This window comes from Patescibacteria group bacterium (assembly GCA_041665345.1).
In the GTDB taxonomy this organism is placed as follows: Bacteria; Patescibacteriota; Patescibacteriia; order PEXW01; family PEXW01; genus JBAYJA01.
Map to the genome: position 1 here is coordinate 112,425 of JBAYJA010000001.1, position 16,791 is coordinate 129,215.

Annotated in this window: 15 protein-coding genes and 1 tRNA gene; 7 read left to right on the forward strand and 9 right to left on the reverse strand. The window is 51.6% G+C overall.

Annotated elements, in window-relative coordinates:
* Window positions 1-18: 18 nt before the first annotated feature.
* Together groL and WCV85_00555 are read left to right on the forward strand one after the other, a co-directional pair.
* Window positions 19-1,671, forward strand: a complete 1,653-nt coding sequence (gene groL, locus WCV85_00550) for a chaperonin GroEL (GenBank protein MFA6473345.1) — start codon at window positions 19-21, stop codon at window positions 1,669-1,671.
* Window positions 1,672-2,017: 346 nt separating this feature from the next.
* A complete protein-coding gene (locus WCV85_00555; protein MFA6473346.1) occupies window positions 2,018-2,242 on the forward strand; it encodes a hypothetical protein in 225 nt (74 codons plus the stop codon).
* Between the two features lie 112 nt (window positions 2,243-2,354).
* On the opposite strand, the gene WCV85_00560 is transcribed toward WCV85_00555, so the two are convergent.
* The gene (locus WCV85_00560) at window positions 2,355-2,864 is read right to left on the reverse strand and encodes a hypothetical protein (GenBank protein ID MFA6473347.1); all 510 of its coding nucleotides are present in this window, start codon (window positions 2,862-2,864) and stop codon (window positions 2,355-2,357) included.
* A 326-nt stretch (window positions 2,865-3,190) separates the two neighbouring features.
* Entirely contained in the window at window positions 3,191-3,736 is a 546-nt protein-coding gene (locus tag WCV85_00565) for a hypothetical protein (GenBank protein MFA6473348.1), read from the reverse strand.
* 94 nt (window positions 3,737-3,830) lie between these two features.
* On the opposite strand from WCV85_00565, the gene WCV85_00570 reads away from it, so the two are divergent.
* The 4 genes from WCV85_00570 to WCV85_00585 all read left to right on the forward strand — a co-directional run bounded on the left by WCV85_00570 (window position 3,831) and on the right by WCV85_00585 (window position 9,523).
* Entirely contained in the window at window positions 3,831-4,133 is a 303-nt protein-coding gene (locus WCV85_00570; GenBank protein ID MFA6473349.1) for a hypothetical protein, read from the forward strand.
* Window positions 4,134-4,290: 157 nt separating this feature from the next.
* On the forward strand, window positions 4,291-6,324 hold the full coding sequence (locus tag WCV85_00575) for a hypothetical protein (GenBank protein ID MFA6473350.1): 2,034 nt from the start codon (window positions 4,291-4,293) through the stop codon (window positions 6,322-6,324).
* Between the two features lie 119 nt (window positions 6,325-6,443).
* Complete coding sequence (ppsA, locus tag WCV85_00580) at window positions 6,444-8,885, forward strand: phosphoenolpyruvate synthase (protein ID MFA6473351.1); 2,442 nt, start codon at window positions 6,444-6,446, stop codon at window positions 8,883-8,885.
* 131 nt (window positions 8,886-9,016) lie between these two features.
* Window positions 9,017-9,523, forward strand: a complete 507-nt coding sequence (locus tag WCV85_00585) for a DUF1572 family protein (protein ID MFA6473352.1) — start codon at window positions 9,017-9,019, stop codon at window positions 9,521-9,523.
* 158 nt (window positions 9,524-9,681) lie between these two features.
* On the opposite strand, the gene WCV85_00590 is transcribed toward WCV85_00585, so the two are convergent.
* From WCV85_00590 to WCV85_00605, 4 genes are all read right to left on the reverse strand, one after another.
* Window positions 9,682-10,266 carry a hypothetical protein gene (locus WCV85_00590; GenBank protein ID MFA6473353.1) on the reverse strand — a complete coding sequence of 195 codons (585 nt, stop codon included), beginning with the start codon at window positions 10,264-10,266 and terminating at the stop codon, window positions 9,682-9,684.
* A gap of 127 nt (window positions 10,267-10,393) precedes the next feature.
* Window positions 10,394-10,897, reverse strand: coding sequence for a hypothetical protein (locus WCV85_00595; GenBank protein MFA6473354.1), 504 nt, complete (start codon window positions 10,895-10,897; stop codon window positions 10,394-10,396).
* 180 nt (window positions 10,898-11,077) lie between these two features.
* Window positions 11,078-11,401: a hypothetical protein gene (locus WCV85_00600; GenBank protein ID MFA6473355.1), complete on the reverse strand. Its 324-nt coding sequence runs from the start codon at window positions 11,399-11,401 to the stop codon at window positions 11,078-11,080.
* A 72-nt stretch (window positions 11,402-11,473) separates the two neighbouring features.
* On the reverse strand, window positions 11,474-13,090 hold the full coding sequence (locus tag WCV85_00605) for a GMP synthase (glutamine-hydrolyzing) (GenBank protein MFA6473356.1): 1,617 nt from the start codon (window positions 13,088-13,090) through the stop codon (window positions 11,474-11,476).
* Between the two features lie 367 nt (window positions 13,091-13,457).
* On the opposite strand from WCV85_00605, the gene WCV85_00610 reads away from it, so the two are divergent.
* On the forward strand, window positions 13,458-13,727 hold the full coding sequence (locus tag WCV85_00610; protein MFA6473357.1) for a hypothetical protein: 270 nt from the start codon (window positions 13,458-13,460) through the stop codon (window positions 13,725-13,727).
* A gap of 107 nt (window positions 13,728-13,834) precedes the next feature.
* Here the strand turns inward: WCV85_00610 and WCV85_00615 are convergent, their stop codons facing one another.
* The 3 genes from WCV85_00615 to WCV85_00625 form a co-directional block, all read right to left on the reverse strand.
* Window positions 13,835-14,107: a hypothetical protein gene (locus tag WCV85_00615; GenBank protein ID MFA6473358.1), complete on the reverse strand. Its 273-nt coding sequence runs from the start codon at window positions 14,105-14,107 to the stop codon at window positions 13,835-13,837.
* A gap of 226 nt (window positions 14,108-14,333) precedes the next feature.
* Window positions 14,334-16,148, reverse strand: coding sequence for a RecQ family ATP-dependent DNA helicase (locus tag WCV85_00620; GenBank protein ID MFA6473359.1), 1,815 nt, complete (start codon window positions 16,146-16,148; stop codon window positions 14,334-14,336).
* A 387-nt stretch (window positions 16,149-16,535) separates the two neighbouring features.
* Window positions 16,536-16,623: transfer RNA gene (locus WCV85_00625), tRNA-Ser, on the reverse strand.
* Window positions 16,624-16,791 lie beyond the last annotated feature (168 nt).

Genomic DNA, 16,791 nt, shown 5'->3' on the forward strand with positions numbered 1-16,791 from the left:
TTATTTACCCGTACGCATATGGCAAAGCAAATTCTCTTCGATGAACAAGCACGCGCCCAGCTGAAGAAGGGCGTGGACAAATTAGCAAACGCGGTGAAAATCACCCTGGGACCCAAAGGTCGCAACGTGGTTTTGGACAAGGGCTATGGCAGCCCAACGATCACCAATGACGGGGTGACTATTGCCAAGGAAATTGAATTAGAAGATAAGTTTGAGAACGTGGGTGCGCAGCTGGTGCAGGAAGTTGCGTCCAAGACGAATGACGTGGCAGGTGACGGCACAACGACTGCGACGCTCCTCGCCCAGCGGATGATCACCGATGGTTTGCGCGTGGTGGCCGCCGGTACCAACCCCATGGTCATGCGCCACGGGATTGAGAAAGGCGTGAAGGCTGTGGTAGACGAGCTCCACAAGATTTCCAAGCCGGTGAAGAGCACGGAAGAGGTGGCGCAGGTTGCCTCCATTTCCGCAGCTGATCCAGAAGTGGGGAAGCTCATTGCTGAGGTAATGGAAAAAGTTGGGAAGGACGGCGTAGTAACAGTGGAAGAATCCCAGACCTTTGGCCTCAGTAAGGACGTGGTGGAAGGTATGCAGTTTGACCGCGGCTACGTGTCACCCTACATGATCAACAATGCCGAGCGCATGGAAGCCGTATACGAAGACCCGCACATCCTCATTACGGATAAGAAAATTTCCGCACTCAGCGACGTGCTGCCACTCCTGGAGAAAATTGCCCAAACTGGTAAGAAAGAGTTGGTCATCATTGCGGACGATGTGGAAGGCGAAGCGCTCGCCACGTTCGTCGTCAACAAGATTCGCGGAACGTTCCACGTGCTGGCCGTCAAAGCCCCTGGCTTTGGTGACCGCCGCAAGGAAATGCTGCAAGACCTGGCTGTGCTCACCGGTGGCCGCGTGGTCAGCGAAGACATTGGTTTGAAGCTGGAAAATGCTGGCTTGGATGTCCTGGGCAGCGCACGCAAAGTCATTGCCTCCAAGGAAAACACCACAGTGGTGGAAGGCAAAGGTGATAAGAAGATGATTGAAGAGCGCATTAGCCAAATCCGTGCAGAATTGAAGACGACCACCAGCGACTTTGACAAGGAGAAGTTGCAGGAGCGGCTGGGCAAGCTCGCCGGCGGTGTGGCGGTCATTAAAGTTGGTGCAGCTACGGAAACGGAAATGAAAGAGAAGAAGCACCGCATTGAAGATGCCTTGCACGCTACCCGCGCAGCTGTGGAGGAGGGGATTGTCCCTGGCGGTGGTGTGGCCCTCATTCGCGCCGCTCACGTGCTGGAAAATTTGCAGGTGACCGGTGATGAAAAAGTCGGCGTGGACATTCTCCTGCGCGCTCTGTCTGAACCCGTGCGCCAGATTGCGACCAACGCTGGCAAAGACGGCTCCGTGATTGCCGAAGAAGTGAAAAAGCTGAAAGGCAGCCACGGCTACAACGCAGCTGATGACAAGTACGAAGACTTGGTCGCCGCCGGGATTGTGGACCCAACCAAAGTGACGCGCTCGGCCTTGCAGAACGCGGCCTCGATTGCTGCAATGCTCCTCACCACCGAGGCTGTGGTAACCGACCTCCCAGAGAAGAAGGGCGAAGGCGCGCCAGGAGGTATGCCAGGAATGGGTGGGATGGGCGGCATGGGCGGCGGGATGGGAGATTACTAGAAGAGAGCCGTAAAGCCTTAAAGCCGTAGAGCTGTAAGACTTTGATAAAAAAATTCCCCAAGCGCACCTTCTCCAAGGTGCGCTTTTGGGTATGTTTGACTTTGAGAAAGAAAGTTTTATACTTGAACCGAAGGAGAGGATATGAAAAAAATTGATCCGTTTCTTGAGTTTGCCGATCCAGATTAGGATTCAGTTGCACGGTAAGGCTTTCACCGGAGGGGACGTGGGCTAGCTATCAGCCTACGCATCACGGGCGATCCATTGTGGATCGCCCACTTTTTTTGACACTGGCGGGGGAAGAGCATAAGCTAGGAGCAAGAGAAAACCGTGCAACCAAGGAGGAAAAATGGCCTGGCATGTTGATTCAGAGGTACAACAGGCACTCGTGAAGTTGAATGATGCGCTGTGCACCTTTGAGCGAAATACTTGCAGGAGGTATACGTTGGTGCTCATTCCCCATGCAGCAGATGAGCTGTGCCATGTATCACTCAGCGGGAAACCGATTTCTGAGGATTCCCAGCTCAAACCAGACGAGGCAGTTGCTATTGCCATAGCAGAGCGTGGGCACTAAGTCAGCCAAAATACTAGTTTTTTCCAGGTCAGCAATGGCCTGGATTTTTTTGGCAAAATGAAAACCGCACCGATGGAAATCCATGGTGCGGGAAAATGCGTGTGAATGTACTTTACTTTTTGGAAGCTTTGCAGGCTTCCAAGGCCACTTTCAGACCAGGCAACTGCTCATGAATGAACGGCTGCGGCAGGTCATCAACATTGTAGAATGTGCCTTCATATGGCACCGATTCATCCAGCACACCCAGGTGGATGTTCTGCTGAATCTTCCCACGGTTGCCGAAGTCAGTGAAGAGCTCACCGACCATAACAGGCTTGCCGATCAATGCCCCTTTGATTTCTGTCCTAATGATGCGGGCGATCGCATCATCAATTGATGTATCGGTTTCCCGATACGTCGTGCCTGGGTAGTGCCAGGCAGACGGCCAATCCGGGTCACTGTCTGGGCGTTGGCTCAGGAGCACCTCAATGCTCTCGCCGTTTTCTCTCAGCACTATCAGCTCATAGGCTGGGCTGGGCATCTTGTTACTCAACGCCCGAAAAACCAGATACGGTTTTGGGCTGGGCATGCGGTTCAGTAGTTCGATAATCAACCGACTATCGTCTTCTGTCCATTCGAACATCGTACCTCCTAAGGTTTGGATTCAAGTTGTAAAGGTTTTACTGCATATTGACTGCACAGTATTGCATAGGACAAGCGTTCTGTCAAGGGTTTGTACTGTGAACACCTAGAGGAGGGAGCCTAGCTAATCAAATAACGTTTGCATGAAAATGGGTCTTTGGTCATACTCTGGATAGAAATAAACGTTGACCAGACCTCTGTTTCGATGCCACGAGGGCGTAAAACTGCCGCAAGGCGGTTACCACGACAGGCGATCCATTCTGGGTCGCCTGATTTTTTGCAAAAAAATCCCCGCTACAATTTGCAGCGGGGTAGATTTTACGTTTTCTACGTTGACGGAGCGTCACTTGCACGCTCTTTTTGTTGAGAGTTTTGGTTGTCCTCAAATAATTCTTCGATCATTGGGAACCGATCCCGTTGGTCGTAGTAGTCCTTGAGATTGTACATGACCTTTTGATCGATCGCACTGAGCGGCAGGCTGTGGGGGCAGTCTTTGCTTAAAAAAGTGATTCCAATCCGAGTGGTCAATGACATAGCAAAGTTTTCAGGTGCAACGATGTGCAGAGGCACATTCGCCTGATGGCACCAGGCACATTTGGAAATAATAAATGGATGGTGCCGCTGTATGCGCAAAGTCATACTTTCATGTAGAACGTTGCCATACCCCAGCCGTACGAGGCAATCATGAATTGCCACCCAAGTTTTTTCGAAAGCGTCTTGCAACGCGTGGAAGTGCTTACGCACAGCATCGTCTGAGAGCTTACCTTCCTCATAAAAAGCTGCTACTCGAACCGTGTCCTTCTGCGCCAGTGCTTGCGGATTGTCAAGCACCGACAGAATTTCCTCGAGTTCAATACTCTGCACATCTTCCATGTATTTCCTTTCGTTTGTAATGTTCTGTTTATTCAAGGCACAGTACCATACATCGCGGCTTTGTCAAGCTTCTGGCAGGTGTATACTAATGCATATGGATCCGCTTACCGAGAAAACGCAGAATACTGGCTTCAATCGGTCGGACTACCTCCTTGCCGCGCTGGGCTACGTCTGGTTCGTCTGCGTACTCATCTGGCTCTGGAAAAAGGACGATGCATTTATCAGCCAGCACGCGAAAAATGGTACGGCGCTTTTCGTGCTTTCCATTCTCTGGTTCATTCCCGGAGTTGGGTTCATTGTTTTGCTCTTTGAGCTGTACGGATTCTTTGTGGCCTTTGTGGGGAAGCCGTGGAAAATGCCGCTCATTGGCGATTGGTTGGAGAAGTTCAAGCTGTAATTTCCATAGATTCATTCGTTCGTACGAAACTTGACACTATGCCGTTCATTGTCTAAGCTGTTTTGTCATGCGTTCTATTGTATGACGTAGTGCATGATCATTGAAATTTAAATAATTTAAGAGCCGAACATAGTTTAACAACCGAAGGAGGACAAACATGTCATTACGGCAACCGAGTGTTGGTACCTATCCAAAGGCATTAAGTTTTTGGAACGAAGGCACTGACCAAGTGACCATCATTAACCCTGAAGACTTCCCACGGGAAGCAATTTTGAAGGGGTTAGACCTGAGGAACCATCCCTTAGCCAAGGGCTTTGGAAACTGCGATGAGACCGAAGCCTATGAACGTATTGAGGTAATGCGTTTCTTAGGTGAGCACCCTGGGGTGCGCAAAGCAATCATTCAGCTCGCCAACACGTACAGCGTGCCGACGAGCCAAGAAAGATTCCAGACGTACTACGATCCCGCTCAGCCGGCAACCCCATTCTGGGCAGCCGTGCATACCCTGTGTGATGAGCTTGGTCCTACGGCTGCGCTACCCAAGCGCTTGCGGATTTTTGCCGGGACAATCCAGAGTTTTTTGGGTCTGGAAGCGGATGAACGTTTGATGGCCACCGCCGTCGCGGAAATTCTTGATTCTACGGCGGTTCTTGAAGGACTATTGGAGTTCGAAGTTTCGATTGACTCTGAGGAACGCTTCAGATCCTTTATGAAAGTGGGAAAGCCAAATTCCTTTGATGCTGTGGCAGCCGCATCGACCATCAGCTGCAAGCACTACGCAACGAAAGTGTTCCATGGTCATCGGACATTCAGCTTTGCGCTTTCGGAAGCCCGCATGAAGAAGTATCCGAAGTGGTTTGAGCAAAAGTGGAATCCCTGGCGATGGATTGCGCGGGGCATTCGGCAAGCCTGGATTGACTGGTCGAACAAACGCCAGGAAGTCAAGGCGAGTCGCCCCATGGTGATTACGCAGAGCAAAGAGGTTCTGGAAGATCTGGTGGAGGCTCTGCCCCGTATTCTCGCGAATAATGAGAAGCTTTATCGTAGTCTGCATTCGGGCACCATTCTCACGGTGTACTTTACCTACGGAAAGTACCAGGATGATTCCGATGGTCTGCAAATCCGTATTACAGACGCGCGAATGAAGAAGGAGCAAACAAACCCGAAAGAGTTTTTTTTCGAATTTGTAACCTTTGCTGGCTATTCTCGTGAGCGACTGAAGCTCATCGACCAAGCACGTCGGGAAACTAGGGAAGCGATTCAACGCGTGCAAACGTCAGCCGCGGATGCATCACTGCGGAGTGAGCTTATTCAAGCAGATCCAATCTTCTTCACGACCAGCCTGCGTGTTCCATCGCCGAAAACCGATCTGGAGCATAGATGGAAGTCGGTGGGGAATTTGTACCAAACCAGAGATTTAGCCCCGACGTACAACGCGATGGTTGAGCTGCAGGTTTTCTGCCATTCCCACGCAAACATTCTCGGTCACATGTGCGACATTCTTTCCCGGTACACCAAACGAGCGAAAGAATTACATGCCACGGTCTCGTTCCCCGAGATCGTTATCAATGGCCATGAGAATGTTGTGGAGTTTGAGGAACTCTATCCGTTGCACCTTGGTGGCGCCCTCAAAGGCAACGTGGTACCAATTAACGGCTTACCACCGGTAAATGGCACAATGATTGGTCTTACGGGCACGCATGGTGGTGGTAAGACCGTCACCGAGCATACCCTGGTGGCGAATATCTACCTGGCCATGAGTGGCTTACCCATCCTGGGTCAGCGATTCCGATTGAATTGTAAGACTCACCTGGGGATGGTTTTCATTGAAGGAGTTAGTGGTCAGTCGGTCTGTCAGCTGCTCATCGATAAAACTGCCAGCGTGTTTAAAGCCATCGACAAGATCCCGGGTCGCAACGTGATCCTGGTCCTCGACGAACTTGGCTCGGCGACTCAGGAAAAAGATGGATCCCGGGTGGCCCTCCTCGTCCTGAAGGCGTTGTACGAACGCCAGGTTAGCCTCCTCTTTAGTACACAGATTATGGATGTGGCAGTTGCCGCCGAGAAAGAATTTGGCGCCAAGTGCTTCAAGGTGGATCGCAACCACCGTCTTGTTCCCGGTATTGGGAGTGGTGAGATTGACCAGTTGGTTCGTGACTCTGGCTTGGCCAAGTATCTGGTAAATAATTAGTTGCACTTTTCAGCACCGCTTCTCCATAGAGGCGGTGTTTTTTTCATTAGGCAGATGGTAATTTTTTTGCTACACTACGATTACTATTTCGCTCTCGTTTCCGTAAAAATACACCTTTTATGCCCAGCCGACGCCTGCCTACCCTCGCCCAGAAACGGAAGAGTTTTGTTTTGTGGTTTGATGAGATTACCATTGCCGACGTCCCGTTCGTTGGCGGCAAGAACGCCTCCTTGGGCGAAATGTACCGGGATCTGACGGCTAAGGGTGTGAAAATTCCTAATGGCTTTGCCATCACCGCGTATGCGTACCAGTACCTGTTGGAAAAGGCGGGGATTAAGGATGACATTCGGCGCATTCTGAAAGATTTAAATGTGAATGATCTGAAGAACTTGTACGAGCGTGGGCGCAAAGTGCGGGAAACCATTTTGAAAGCTGAGCTGCCACCAGAATTGGCGAAGGAAATTGTGGCTGCCTACAAGAAGTTGTCCCTGCAGTACAAAGTGAAGGCGGTTGATACCGCGGTGCGTTCCAGCGCCACGGCGGAAGATCTGGCCGATGCGTCCTTTGCGGGTCAGCAAGAAACCTACCTGAATGTGCACGGTGACCATGCAATTTTGGAAGCGTGCAAGTCATGCTTTGCCTCGCTGTTCACCAACCGAGCCATAAGCTACCGCACGGAAAAGAAGTTTGACCACTTTAAAGTTTCTCTGTCCATTGGCGTGCAGAAAATGGTGCGGTCAGATTTGGCCGCCAGCGGCGTTATGTTCTCCATTGATACCGAGTCTGGTTTCCGCGATGCCGTGATGATCAATGCCAGCTACGGCTTGGGTGAGAACATTGTGCAGGGCGCCGTGACCCCGGATGAGTTCTACGTGCACAAACCCACCTTGATGCAAGGCTACAAGCCAATTGTGGGCAAGCACGTGGGGAGCAAGGAAATTAAAATGATTTACGCCAGCGGTGGCACCAAGCCAGTGAAGAACGTCCCCGTGTCATTACCCGATCGGCAGCGCTTTGCGATTACTGAACCAGAGATTCTTAAACTCGCACGTTGGGCCGTGATTATTGAGCAACACTACTCCAAGAAGGCCGGGCACTTTAAACCCATGGACATGGAGTGGGCCAAAGACGGGGAGACGGGCCAACTCTTCATTGTCCAAGCGCGTCCAGAGACGGTGACCAGCCAACGCAATCCAAACGTATTAGAAACCTACGTGCTGAACAAACGTGGGAAGGTGCTGACCGAAGGGGGCAGCATTGGCGCGAAGATTGCCAGTGGGTTGGTGCACGTTATTGAGAATGTAAAAGACATTAGCCAGTTCAAAGCTGGGGAAGTGCTGGTGACGGAAATGACTGACCCTGACTGGGAGCCCATCATGAAAAAGGCGGCAGCAATTGTGACCAACTCCGGCGGCCGCACGTGCCACGCAGCCATCATTTCTCGCGAGTTGGGTGTGCCCTGTGTCGTTGGTACGGGTACTGGCACGTCCGACTTAGCCAAGGCCAAAGATGTTACAGTGTCCTGCGCAGAAGGGGAGAAAGGGTTTGTCTACGCTGGTAAACTTCCCTTCACCATCAAGCGGACAGATTTGAAGTCTCTGAAGCGGCCACGGACCAAGGTGATGATGAACGTGGGTAACCCCGAGTCTGCCTTCGCCGACAGTTTCATTCCAAATGATGGCGTGGGTCTTGCCCGTGAAGAGTTTGTGATTAATGACTACATCAAAGTGCACCCCATGGCTCTGCTGAACTTCAGCAAGGTGAAGGACGCGCACGTGCGCCAGCAGATTGAAACCATCACGGCCGGGTACAGCAGCAAACCCCAGTTCTTCATTGATAAGCTGGCTGAGGGTGTGGCGCGGATTGCCGCCGCCTTCTACCCCAAGGACGTGATTGTCCGCTTGTCCGACTTCAAAACCAACGAGTACGCTAACCTCATTGGCGGCAAGCCTTTTGAGCCAATTGAAGATAACCCCATGATTGGCTGGCGCGGCGCGTCACGCTACTACGACCCCAAGTACGAACCCGCGTTCAAGTTGGAGTGTTTGGCCTTGCGAAAGGTGCGCGACGTGATGGGTTTGAAAAACCTGAAAGTCATGGTGCCGTTCTGCCGCACCGTGGAAGAAGGAAAGAAAGTGATTGCCACCATGAAGAAGTACGGCTTGGTGCAGCACAAGGGTGGCTTGGAAGTGTACGTCATGTGCGAAATTCCTTCCAACGTCATTCTCGCGGACGATTTCTCGAAAATCTTCGATGGCTTCTCCATTGGTTCAAACGATCTTACACAGTTAACGCTTGGCGTAGATCGCGATTCCGCTTTGGTCGCGCATGACTACGATGAGCGGAGTATGGCGGTAAAAACTCTCGTCTCTCAGGTGATTCGATCTGCCAAGAAGAATAAGCGGAAGATGGGCTTCTGCGGACAGGCACCATCAGACTTTCCAGATTTCGCCCAATTTCTGGCGAAGGAGGGGATTGATAGCATTTCCCTCAATCCAGATACTGTGGTGAAGACAACCATCGCCATTGGCCAGGCAGAAAAGAAGGCGCGGAGGAAGTAGGATTCTATATTAAATAAGCAAAGCGTGGCTCTCCGTGGCCACGCTTTTCTGTTTGACATCATCAAGGTAGCCCTGTACTCTTGGTCAAAATAGCCAAATTGAAAACCGTTTTGAAAGGAGCAATAATGGGTATGTTTTCCAGTGTTCAAGTTATGATACTCGAAAGGCAGTTTCAGGTGCAGCGAGCACTGGCTGAGCAGGCAATCAAGCAGGTATCGGAAGAGCAGGTCATTGCATTGCTCAATCCAACACAGTTGGAGTCTAACTCCATCCGCATTCTCCAGAAGCACATTGCCTGGACGCTGTACTTCCGTGCCGCGACAATTTCTGGCAAGGAAATTCAGCCATTTTGCACCCGGGATGAAAGCCTTGTGCTGCTCCCACACGATGATGCCGCCCGTATTTGGCAAGAGTGGGGCGATGCCTGGTCGCTCATCAACAGGACGTTGCAGGGCTTGAGCATTTCCCGGCTTGCGGAAGAGGTTGATGTGCGTGGTAAAAATGTTGGCGTGCACGAGGTTGCGCTCATGCTCCTTACGCACGTTTCCCAGCATGTTGGTCAAATCATTATGCTGGCCAAGCACTGGGCGGGAGAAAGTTGGGTACCGTTGACGGTTGCAAAAACCAAAACTGCATGAGCGTGGAAGTTCTCATGTTTAAAACCGCAGGAAACAATCCCTGCGGTTTTTTCTATCCGTCGAGTATGTCTCAGTGTGATTTAACTCTACATGGAGTTCACAATAATAATTGTAGTAATGAAAAACGCCTCTCAGGGAGAGGCGTTTTTACAAAGTACTTAAACTGGCTCACCAGCAACAATCCATTCCGGATCTTTCAGTCGTCCGAATTTGATCTCCAACTTTGGTGGCAATTTCCACTCATTGCAAAGTTTTTCTATGACGTGATCCCAAATGGCCGGCACCTTCATTTCCGGGTTGAGCGCTTGCCACTCTCCAAAACGGCAGGCGAAGAGGCCATCCGAACGCGTTTCGACTCGGAACGCGTGGTACCTTGGCGTCTTATGTAGTTGACTATCAGTCGTGCCAACCCACCCATGACGGTCAAGGGCTTTCTGGTAGCAGGAGGGACACGTTTGGTGAAGTTCGGAGTAGGTGTCGAATCTGTAGCATGAATTTTCGTACCCGCAGCTTTCCTCTCGCACACCTTCCAGGAGGATCAGCTGACCTTCTCCTTTAAAAATTTCGTGGCATTCTGTGCACCAGAAGAGCTGTTTACGTTTGAACTCTTTGTCAAAGTGGGATCGCCGTGCCTGGTTGTACTCGTTGATGGTCTGCGTCAGAGCATCTTCTGCTTGTTCAAGAAGCTGGGATTGCGTTCTGGCTTGTTCCCGCAAAACCTGTAGATTCTCAAGGTTTTCCATGATTTTTTCCTTTCTCCAATGTTTCCTTTTTCGCGACTAATCTAACACAGCCCTGCGTGCCTTGCAAGCAAAAAGAAAACGCCTCTCCGGTAGGGGAGGCGTCATTAGGAAGAGCTTGTGTGATTTTTTACTGCTGCGGTTCTTTCGGTTTGCCGAATATGGCCACATCTTTCAGTCTCCAAAGGAGGGGGCTGGTCCTTGAGCAGTAGCTTGTACCAAGAATCTTGTCGTCAGGGTTCAGGCGCCCATCATCGGGTAGTGATAATTGCGCCCCATCCTTTGTGCCCCACCCAGCTGCAGTTTCTTCATACGCGTAGACAAGGTACGTTTCACCTTCTATGAAATCATAACCGTCGCATGAGCATCGGTTTTCAACCGTATGCAACGTCATGCTGACACGCGCATTGCCCTTCCAGTAGGCACCTACTTGGAAGTGTACAATGGTGCGTGGTTCATCACAGCCAATCCCAGTTGAGTCATCGACGTAGATAACCTTCGTGACTTTGCCGGCAAAGATTACGTCAGCGTCCTTGTACGATTCCTGAGCAGACGGAGGTATGCATGAGCACGCCTGCGCAGTGAGCGGGAAGGCAAGAAGCACCAGCATCAAACCTATAAGTACCTTTTTCATCTTCACTCCTCTTGTTTTTGGTGGTTCACCTTTTTTGGATTTGCATAGCTTAACAAGATGCCCGAGTATACGTCAAGCATAGGTTTTGAGAAAAGCGCCTTTCCGGTTGGAAAGGCGCTTTTGAAAAGTACGCTGGGTTAACATGCCGGACGTCCGGAGCAGCTTTCAGTGAAAGAACTGCTACTCGTTTACGTCTGGATGGTAGTCGGGATCGGGTTTTGCTCGTTTGCGTCCGAACTCCTTTTTCAGTGCCGTCTGCTTCTCCGCTAAGTAGTGTTCCCAGTTGAAGCTATTGGGAATTTTTTTCACGGAGACGTAGTGGACTTTTTTGCCTCCGCTAATGCCTGGCTCTACCTTCGTCACCGTTGCGCGACCCCCTTGGATATCATCACGTCCATGCGAGAGGTAGAGTTGCGTTGGTACGTAAATGGTGTCACCAGGCTTTGGAACTGGCAGGGTGGCAACTGCGGCCTTTCTCTCATTGACACGACGCGGTTTCCTCACACTTTGAAGTTTCTGCTGACTCGTATGCATTGGTATTTCTCCTTATCCTGTTTTTCGTCTAGTTCGTTTTGGTTACCCGCGTTCAATGGTCCGTGGAGGTTTGTCTGAAGTGTTGAAGCAGACTGCACCAATTTCCCGAATTTCGTTCGTCATGCGGCGGGAGATGGTTTTCATTACCTCCCAGGGAATTTCTGCGGCCTGGGCAGTGAACCCATTCACGCTCCAGAATGCCCAGCACTCCGCGACAAGTCCGAAATCTGCGCCGTCACCTTTCGTGCACTTGGTGACTGAGTGGGTAAGAAAAACACCGGCCTGCCAGATGCTTTCATACAGCCCAGCTTTTCGGATTTCTTCCATGAAGATATCATCAAGGACTCGGGCGATACCCAGTTTGTCTTTTGTGATATCACCTTCTATGCGAAGAATGAGGCCAGGACCCGGGAATGGATGCCGGAGCAGGAGTGCTTCAGGCACGCCCACTGCACGGCCGATGTTCCGGCCCGTGTCCTTCACCTGGTCAGCGAGTGGGGTGACTTCGGGTACGGAGAATTGCAAGCCCACATTGTGGTGCTGCTTGATACGCGCCTTGGTGGCGCCGCTGTCGTAGCCTTCACCGCTCTCGGAAATGTCGGTGTAGAGCGTGCCCTGCGCAATAACGTTGGCACGCCAGCGCTCTGCCTCTGCTTCGAGCACTGCTTTGTACACATTCCGCATCGCCTCCCGCTTCTTTTCCATTGTGGTGACACCTTTGAGTGCCTCCAGAAATTGCTCGGTTGCATCTACAACCGTCAGTTGGAGCCAAGGTTGCTGGCCGAAAAACTCGCGGACGTGGGCTTCGTCATCTGGACGGTCGATACCCTTGATGTAGACACCAACAATCTGGATTGGGAGGGTCGCTCGTATCCGGGCAGCTTTCAGCAAGTATGCCACTGTGGAAGAGTCGGTTCCACCCGAGAGTGCAAGGAGAATTATTTTCCCAGCCAGCGTTTGGGCGAGGTGTGCAATTTTTTCCTGACTGACATCGCCGGCCGGGAACGTGTCCTTCGCCCCACAGATGGTGAAGCAGAAGTTTTCAAAAAGTTCCAGCCCATGTTCCGTGTCGCTGACCTCCGGGTGAAACTGGACGCCCCAGAGGTGCTGGTGGTGGCCGGCGGCCACGGGTGCGTGCTCGGTGGATCCCAGAATTTCCAAGTCCGGGTGAGGGAGAATTCGATCGCCGTGGCTCTCCAGCACCTGGAAACCAGTGCTGTACGTTATGCCCCCAATGAGTGGCGAGCTATGGTCGGCAATGGTCAGTAGGTGGACGCCGAATTCCCGTTTGTCTGCTGGTTGTACTTGCACGCCGAGGTGCTGCGCCCAGAGTTGGAAGCCCAAGCAAATACCGAAGACCGGAATCCCGAGGTCGAAGATTGCCGCATCGAACGGCGGGGGATCGGTGTGCACTGAAGCAGGGCCGCCGGAGAGAATGATGCCGATAGGCTTGAGTAAGCGGACGTCATTGGCCGTGACGCGGGCTGGATCAGCCACGAGGCAGAAAACGCCAAGCTCATCGAGTTTTTGCTTGATGAGGTGGTCGAACTGACTGCCGAGTGCAAAAAGGAGGAAGACTTCCTGAGTGCGCCGAATGCCCATTTCTTTGGCAATTTCCCCTAAGGTTTCCGGAGTGACCTGGGTGAGTGTGCTAATCATTGTGTACCTTTCTGTATCTATAGTTCATTCATTTCGTTGTCAAAGGTCGATACCTCACTGTACGAAGTGAGCTACGGGATGTCAACTTCGTTGGGTGGGAGGTCGGGGTATGGATGCTAGTTTGGTGAAGATGTTGAAGGGTAGGGTTTTGTGTAATAGCCATTTTTCCATACCCTTTTCCCTAACTAGCTTCTCCTCCCAAGTACCTTCACCCCCCGCTTCCTTGACGAATTCCCTCCACGGGCGTAGGTTGGGATATCCGCACGTGTGTTTCTTTTTGCCAAGGAAGGAGGGAAGCCGACATAAAGATGACACGTTGTGGCGATGGGAGTAACTGATAAAAAACAAACATCCAGGAGGGAATGCTTTGCAAAAAAAAGTAGGCGACCAGAGTAGTTACGATCGCATTGCCGGGTTACGGAAGATTGACCGCGGCTTCTCATTTCAACCAAATGGCAAGCCAGATGAGCACAGGCTTGTTGCTCAAGCAGACACTTTTGTGTCCGATCCCAAAAAGCTCCAGGAAGCGGCGGAAAAATTTTCCGTCAAATGCGCTGTGAAACCCAGAGGGTTTGTAGTGCTGCATGGCAAAGACAATGCGATCATCGCTGCTGTGGAGTTTGCACAGCAAGTTTGAAACTAAAAAAGTACCTTTCCCCCACCAAGCAATTGGTGGGGTGATTTTTTTACTACCGTTAATGAAAAACGCCACCTCATAAACGTGAAGTGGCGCGTGAGCTGGGATTATCGGAAGATGTACTTTTGAAAGAAATCACCAATCCAGTGTTGGTTTGATGCAAAGTAGTAGGTGACCCACATACTCGCATTGCCGATAACGAGGACGAAGACAAATGCTACTGTAAAGATCTGTCCTATCTCTTGCTGGCTCCAGTCTCGGAATCTGAGGAGTGCCAGGATAAGGCACAATACACTGATTCCAATGAGCACTGGCAATGCCAGGAAGTACCCTAGGACAAAGCCAACCAGAATTGGGCCACCCCAAAAGAGTAAAGTCATTCCACTTCCCTTCTATTGAAGAACGTTTTTTTGAGATGCTTTTAATGCGATACCATAGCACGCTCCCTCTGTGTGTCAAGTATCATTCTGGAATCACGTGATTTGATCATTCCATTACAAGCAGAAACAGGCATGGCATATTTTTTTCGACCTTGGAAAAGTCGCCCCGTCATCCGACGGGGCAAGCATATCCCGCGAAGCGCGACCTCATCAAGCGGGGATAGCTTTACTGTCCCGCTTCCAACTGGATAAAGAGTCTGGCCAGGCGGAGCTCTTCGTAGGTAAAATGTTCGCCCAAGATTTCCCGAACCGGGGAGAGTAACCAGCTCTTGGATTTTTTGAATGCTTGGGCAATTTCCTGGAGATCATTGGCATGTGGCCGGAGGTACTCCACGTCGATATTTTTTCGAGTTTGAAGTAACTTCTCAATATGACCCACAATCGTGGTCGGGGACATACCCCGTCGACGAGCGATTTCCGTAAGCGGTAATTTTTGGCGAAGCAATTCTTGCGTCGCGGTATAGGTTGTACCAAGCAGCGCAACCTTTGGTGTTCGAGCCAGAGCTGGTTCACTCCTGGCTTTTTCCGTTATATGCTTTTGCTTGGCGTATGCCTGAATGGCACGCACGAACGTCTCACCCAATTCTTGTAGCTTCCGCTGACCCACGCCGTACACGCGGGCAAAGCTCCCTAGACTTTGGGGGAAGTACGTCGCCATATCTTGGAGACTCTTGTCCCCAAAAATCACAAATGGTGGAACGCCATGTACATCGGCTAAACGTTTGCGCAGCGCCCGCAGTTCCTCGAAGAGTTCAGCATCATAGGCAGCTGGCGCATCAGCAACACCCTGGGTTTGTAGCGCAGGGACACATAGGTCGCAAGCGCCACAATTTTTGGTTGGCCAGCTTTCCCCAAAGTACTCCAGCAGGTATTTTCGGCGGCAGGTGTGCCCGTCGCAGTAGGCAACAACTTGTTGCAGTTTGTGCTCCACTTGTTGGCGTTCGGCAGGATCCGCAATTTGCTGGCTGAAGAAGCGGTGCTTCCGTGTGTCCCCGTAGGAGTAGTAGAGAATGCACTGGCTGGGTAAACCGTCCCGCCCGGCGCGGCCAGTTTCCTGGTAGTACCCTTCAATGGACTTCGGCAGGTCGTAGTGGACAATCAACCGGACATCCGGTTTATCAATACCCATGCCAAAGGCAATGGTGGCAACGATGATCCGGACTTCATCGCGGATAAATTGTTCTTGGGTAGCCTGGCGAAGTGTCGGCTCTAACCCAGCGTGGTAGGGCAAAGCCGAAAAACCCTGCTCGCGCAGATTCGCCGCCAGATTTTCGGTGTCCTTGCGGGAGAAGCAGTAAATAATCGCGCTGCCTGTGCTGTGGTGCAGCACGTCCACCAGTGCAGCAAAGGTTTGGTGCTTGGGGCGCACTAGGTAGGTGAGGTTGGGTCGGTTGAAGCTGGAGACAAAAAATTTTGGCGACCGCAGCGCCAGCTGTTTGATAATATCCTCGCGCACTCGTTCCGTGGCAGTAGCGGTTAAGGCAATGACGGGAACGTCTGGAAAATCTTGGCGCAGTTGGACTAAGTTTCGATAGTCAGGCCGGAAGTCATGCCCCCATTCAGAAATGCAGTGTGCTTCGTCCACAGCTATGTACGAAACAGCAACATCCTGTAACCATTCCCGGAAGTAGGGGAGCGCCAGACGTTCGGGTGCCAGGTACAGAATTTTTAACCCCCCGGTCTCCACCTGGGTTTGCACCTGCCGAATCGTTTCAGCATCCAAAGTACTGTTAATAAACGCGGCGGCAATCCCATTCGCGCGCAGGGCGTCCACCTGGTCTTTCATCAACGAGATGAGCGGGGAAATAACCACAGTTACCCCATCCACCATGAGCGCGGGTAGCTGAAAACACAGCGACTTACCGCCACCAGTGGGCATGAGTACCAACGTATCCTGCTTTTGCAAAACCTGGGTGATGATTTCCTCCTGCAAGGGTCGGAACGCCTGGAACCCAAAATGTTTTTTCAATAATGCGTGCATAGTACAGACTTATGAATGAATCGCGAAATGAGTGTCTACTCGGTACAGAGAAGGGTAACGGATGGGTGGAAAGTTGGCAAGGCAGACGATTTTTCTTCGGGGCCCCCACAGATGTGGCGCGCAGTCCCGCTGCGGGACGAGCACGCGTCTGTGGGGTCAAGCGAGGCTTCGTGGGAACGGTGGAGCGGGATGCGCAAAAAGCGCGTCACGCGGAACTGTGACCACGAAACGAGCTGCCCTGAACCACTCCTCGCCCGACTCATCGGTTGCAGGGCATGAACCAGGACTGGCTTGCCAGCCGTAGCTCTTCCAACATACTCTATGTCCTCCTTCGCTAGGAGCTTCGGAGGACAGCCTTCGTCCTCAACAAAGCTTGAGAGCGAAGGCTGGCGGAAGGGGCGAGATTCGAACTCGCGATACCTTTCGGTATACTCGCTTTCCAAGCGAGCGCACTCGGCCACTATGCGACCCTTCCACGAAATGCGAATGTAGCATACCTGGCGATTTGAGCAAGGGCAACTGCTATACTTTGGGCATGCCACAATGCACCTGGCTAGGCGAAGATTCGCCTTAACTCATGGTTAAAGGAGGTTTTGACGCCTGGGCATTCATATGATAAGGTGTCGAGCATTAATAAGAAACC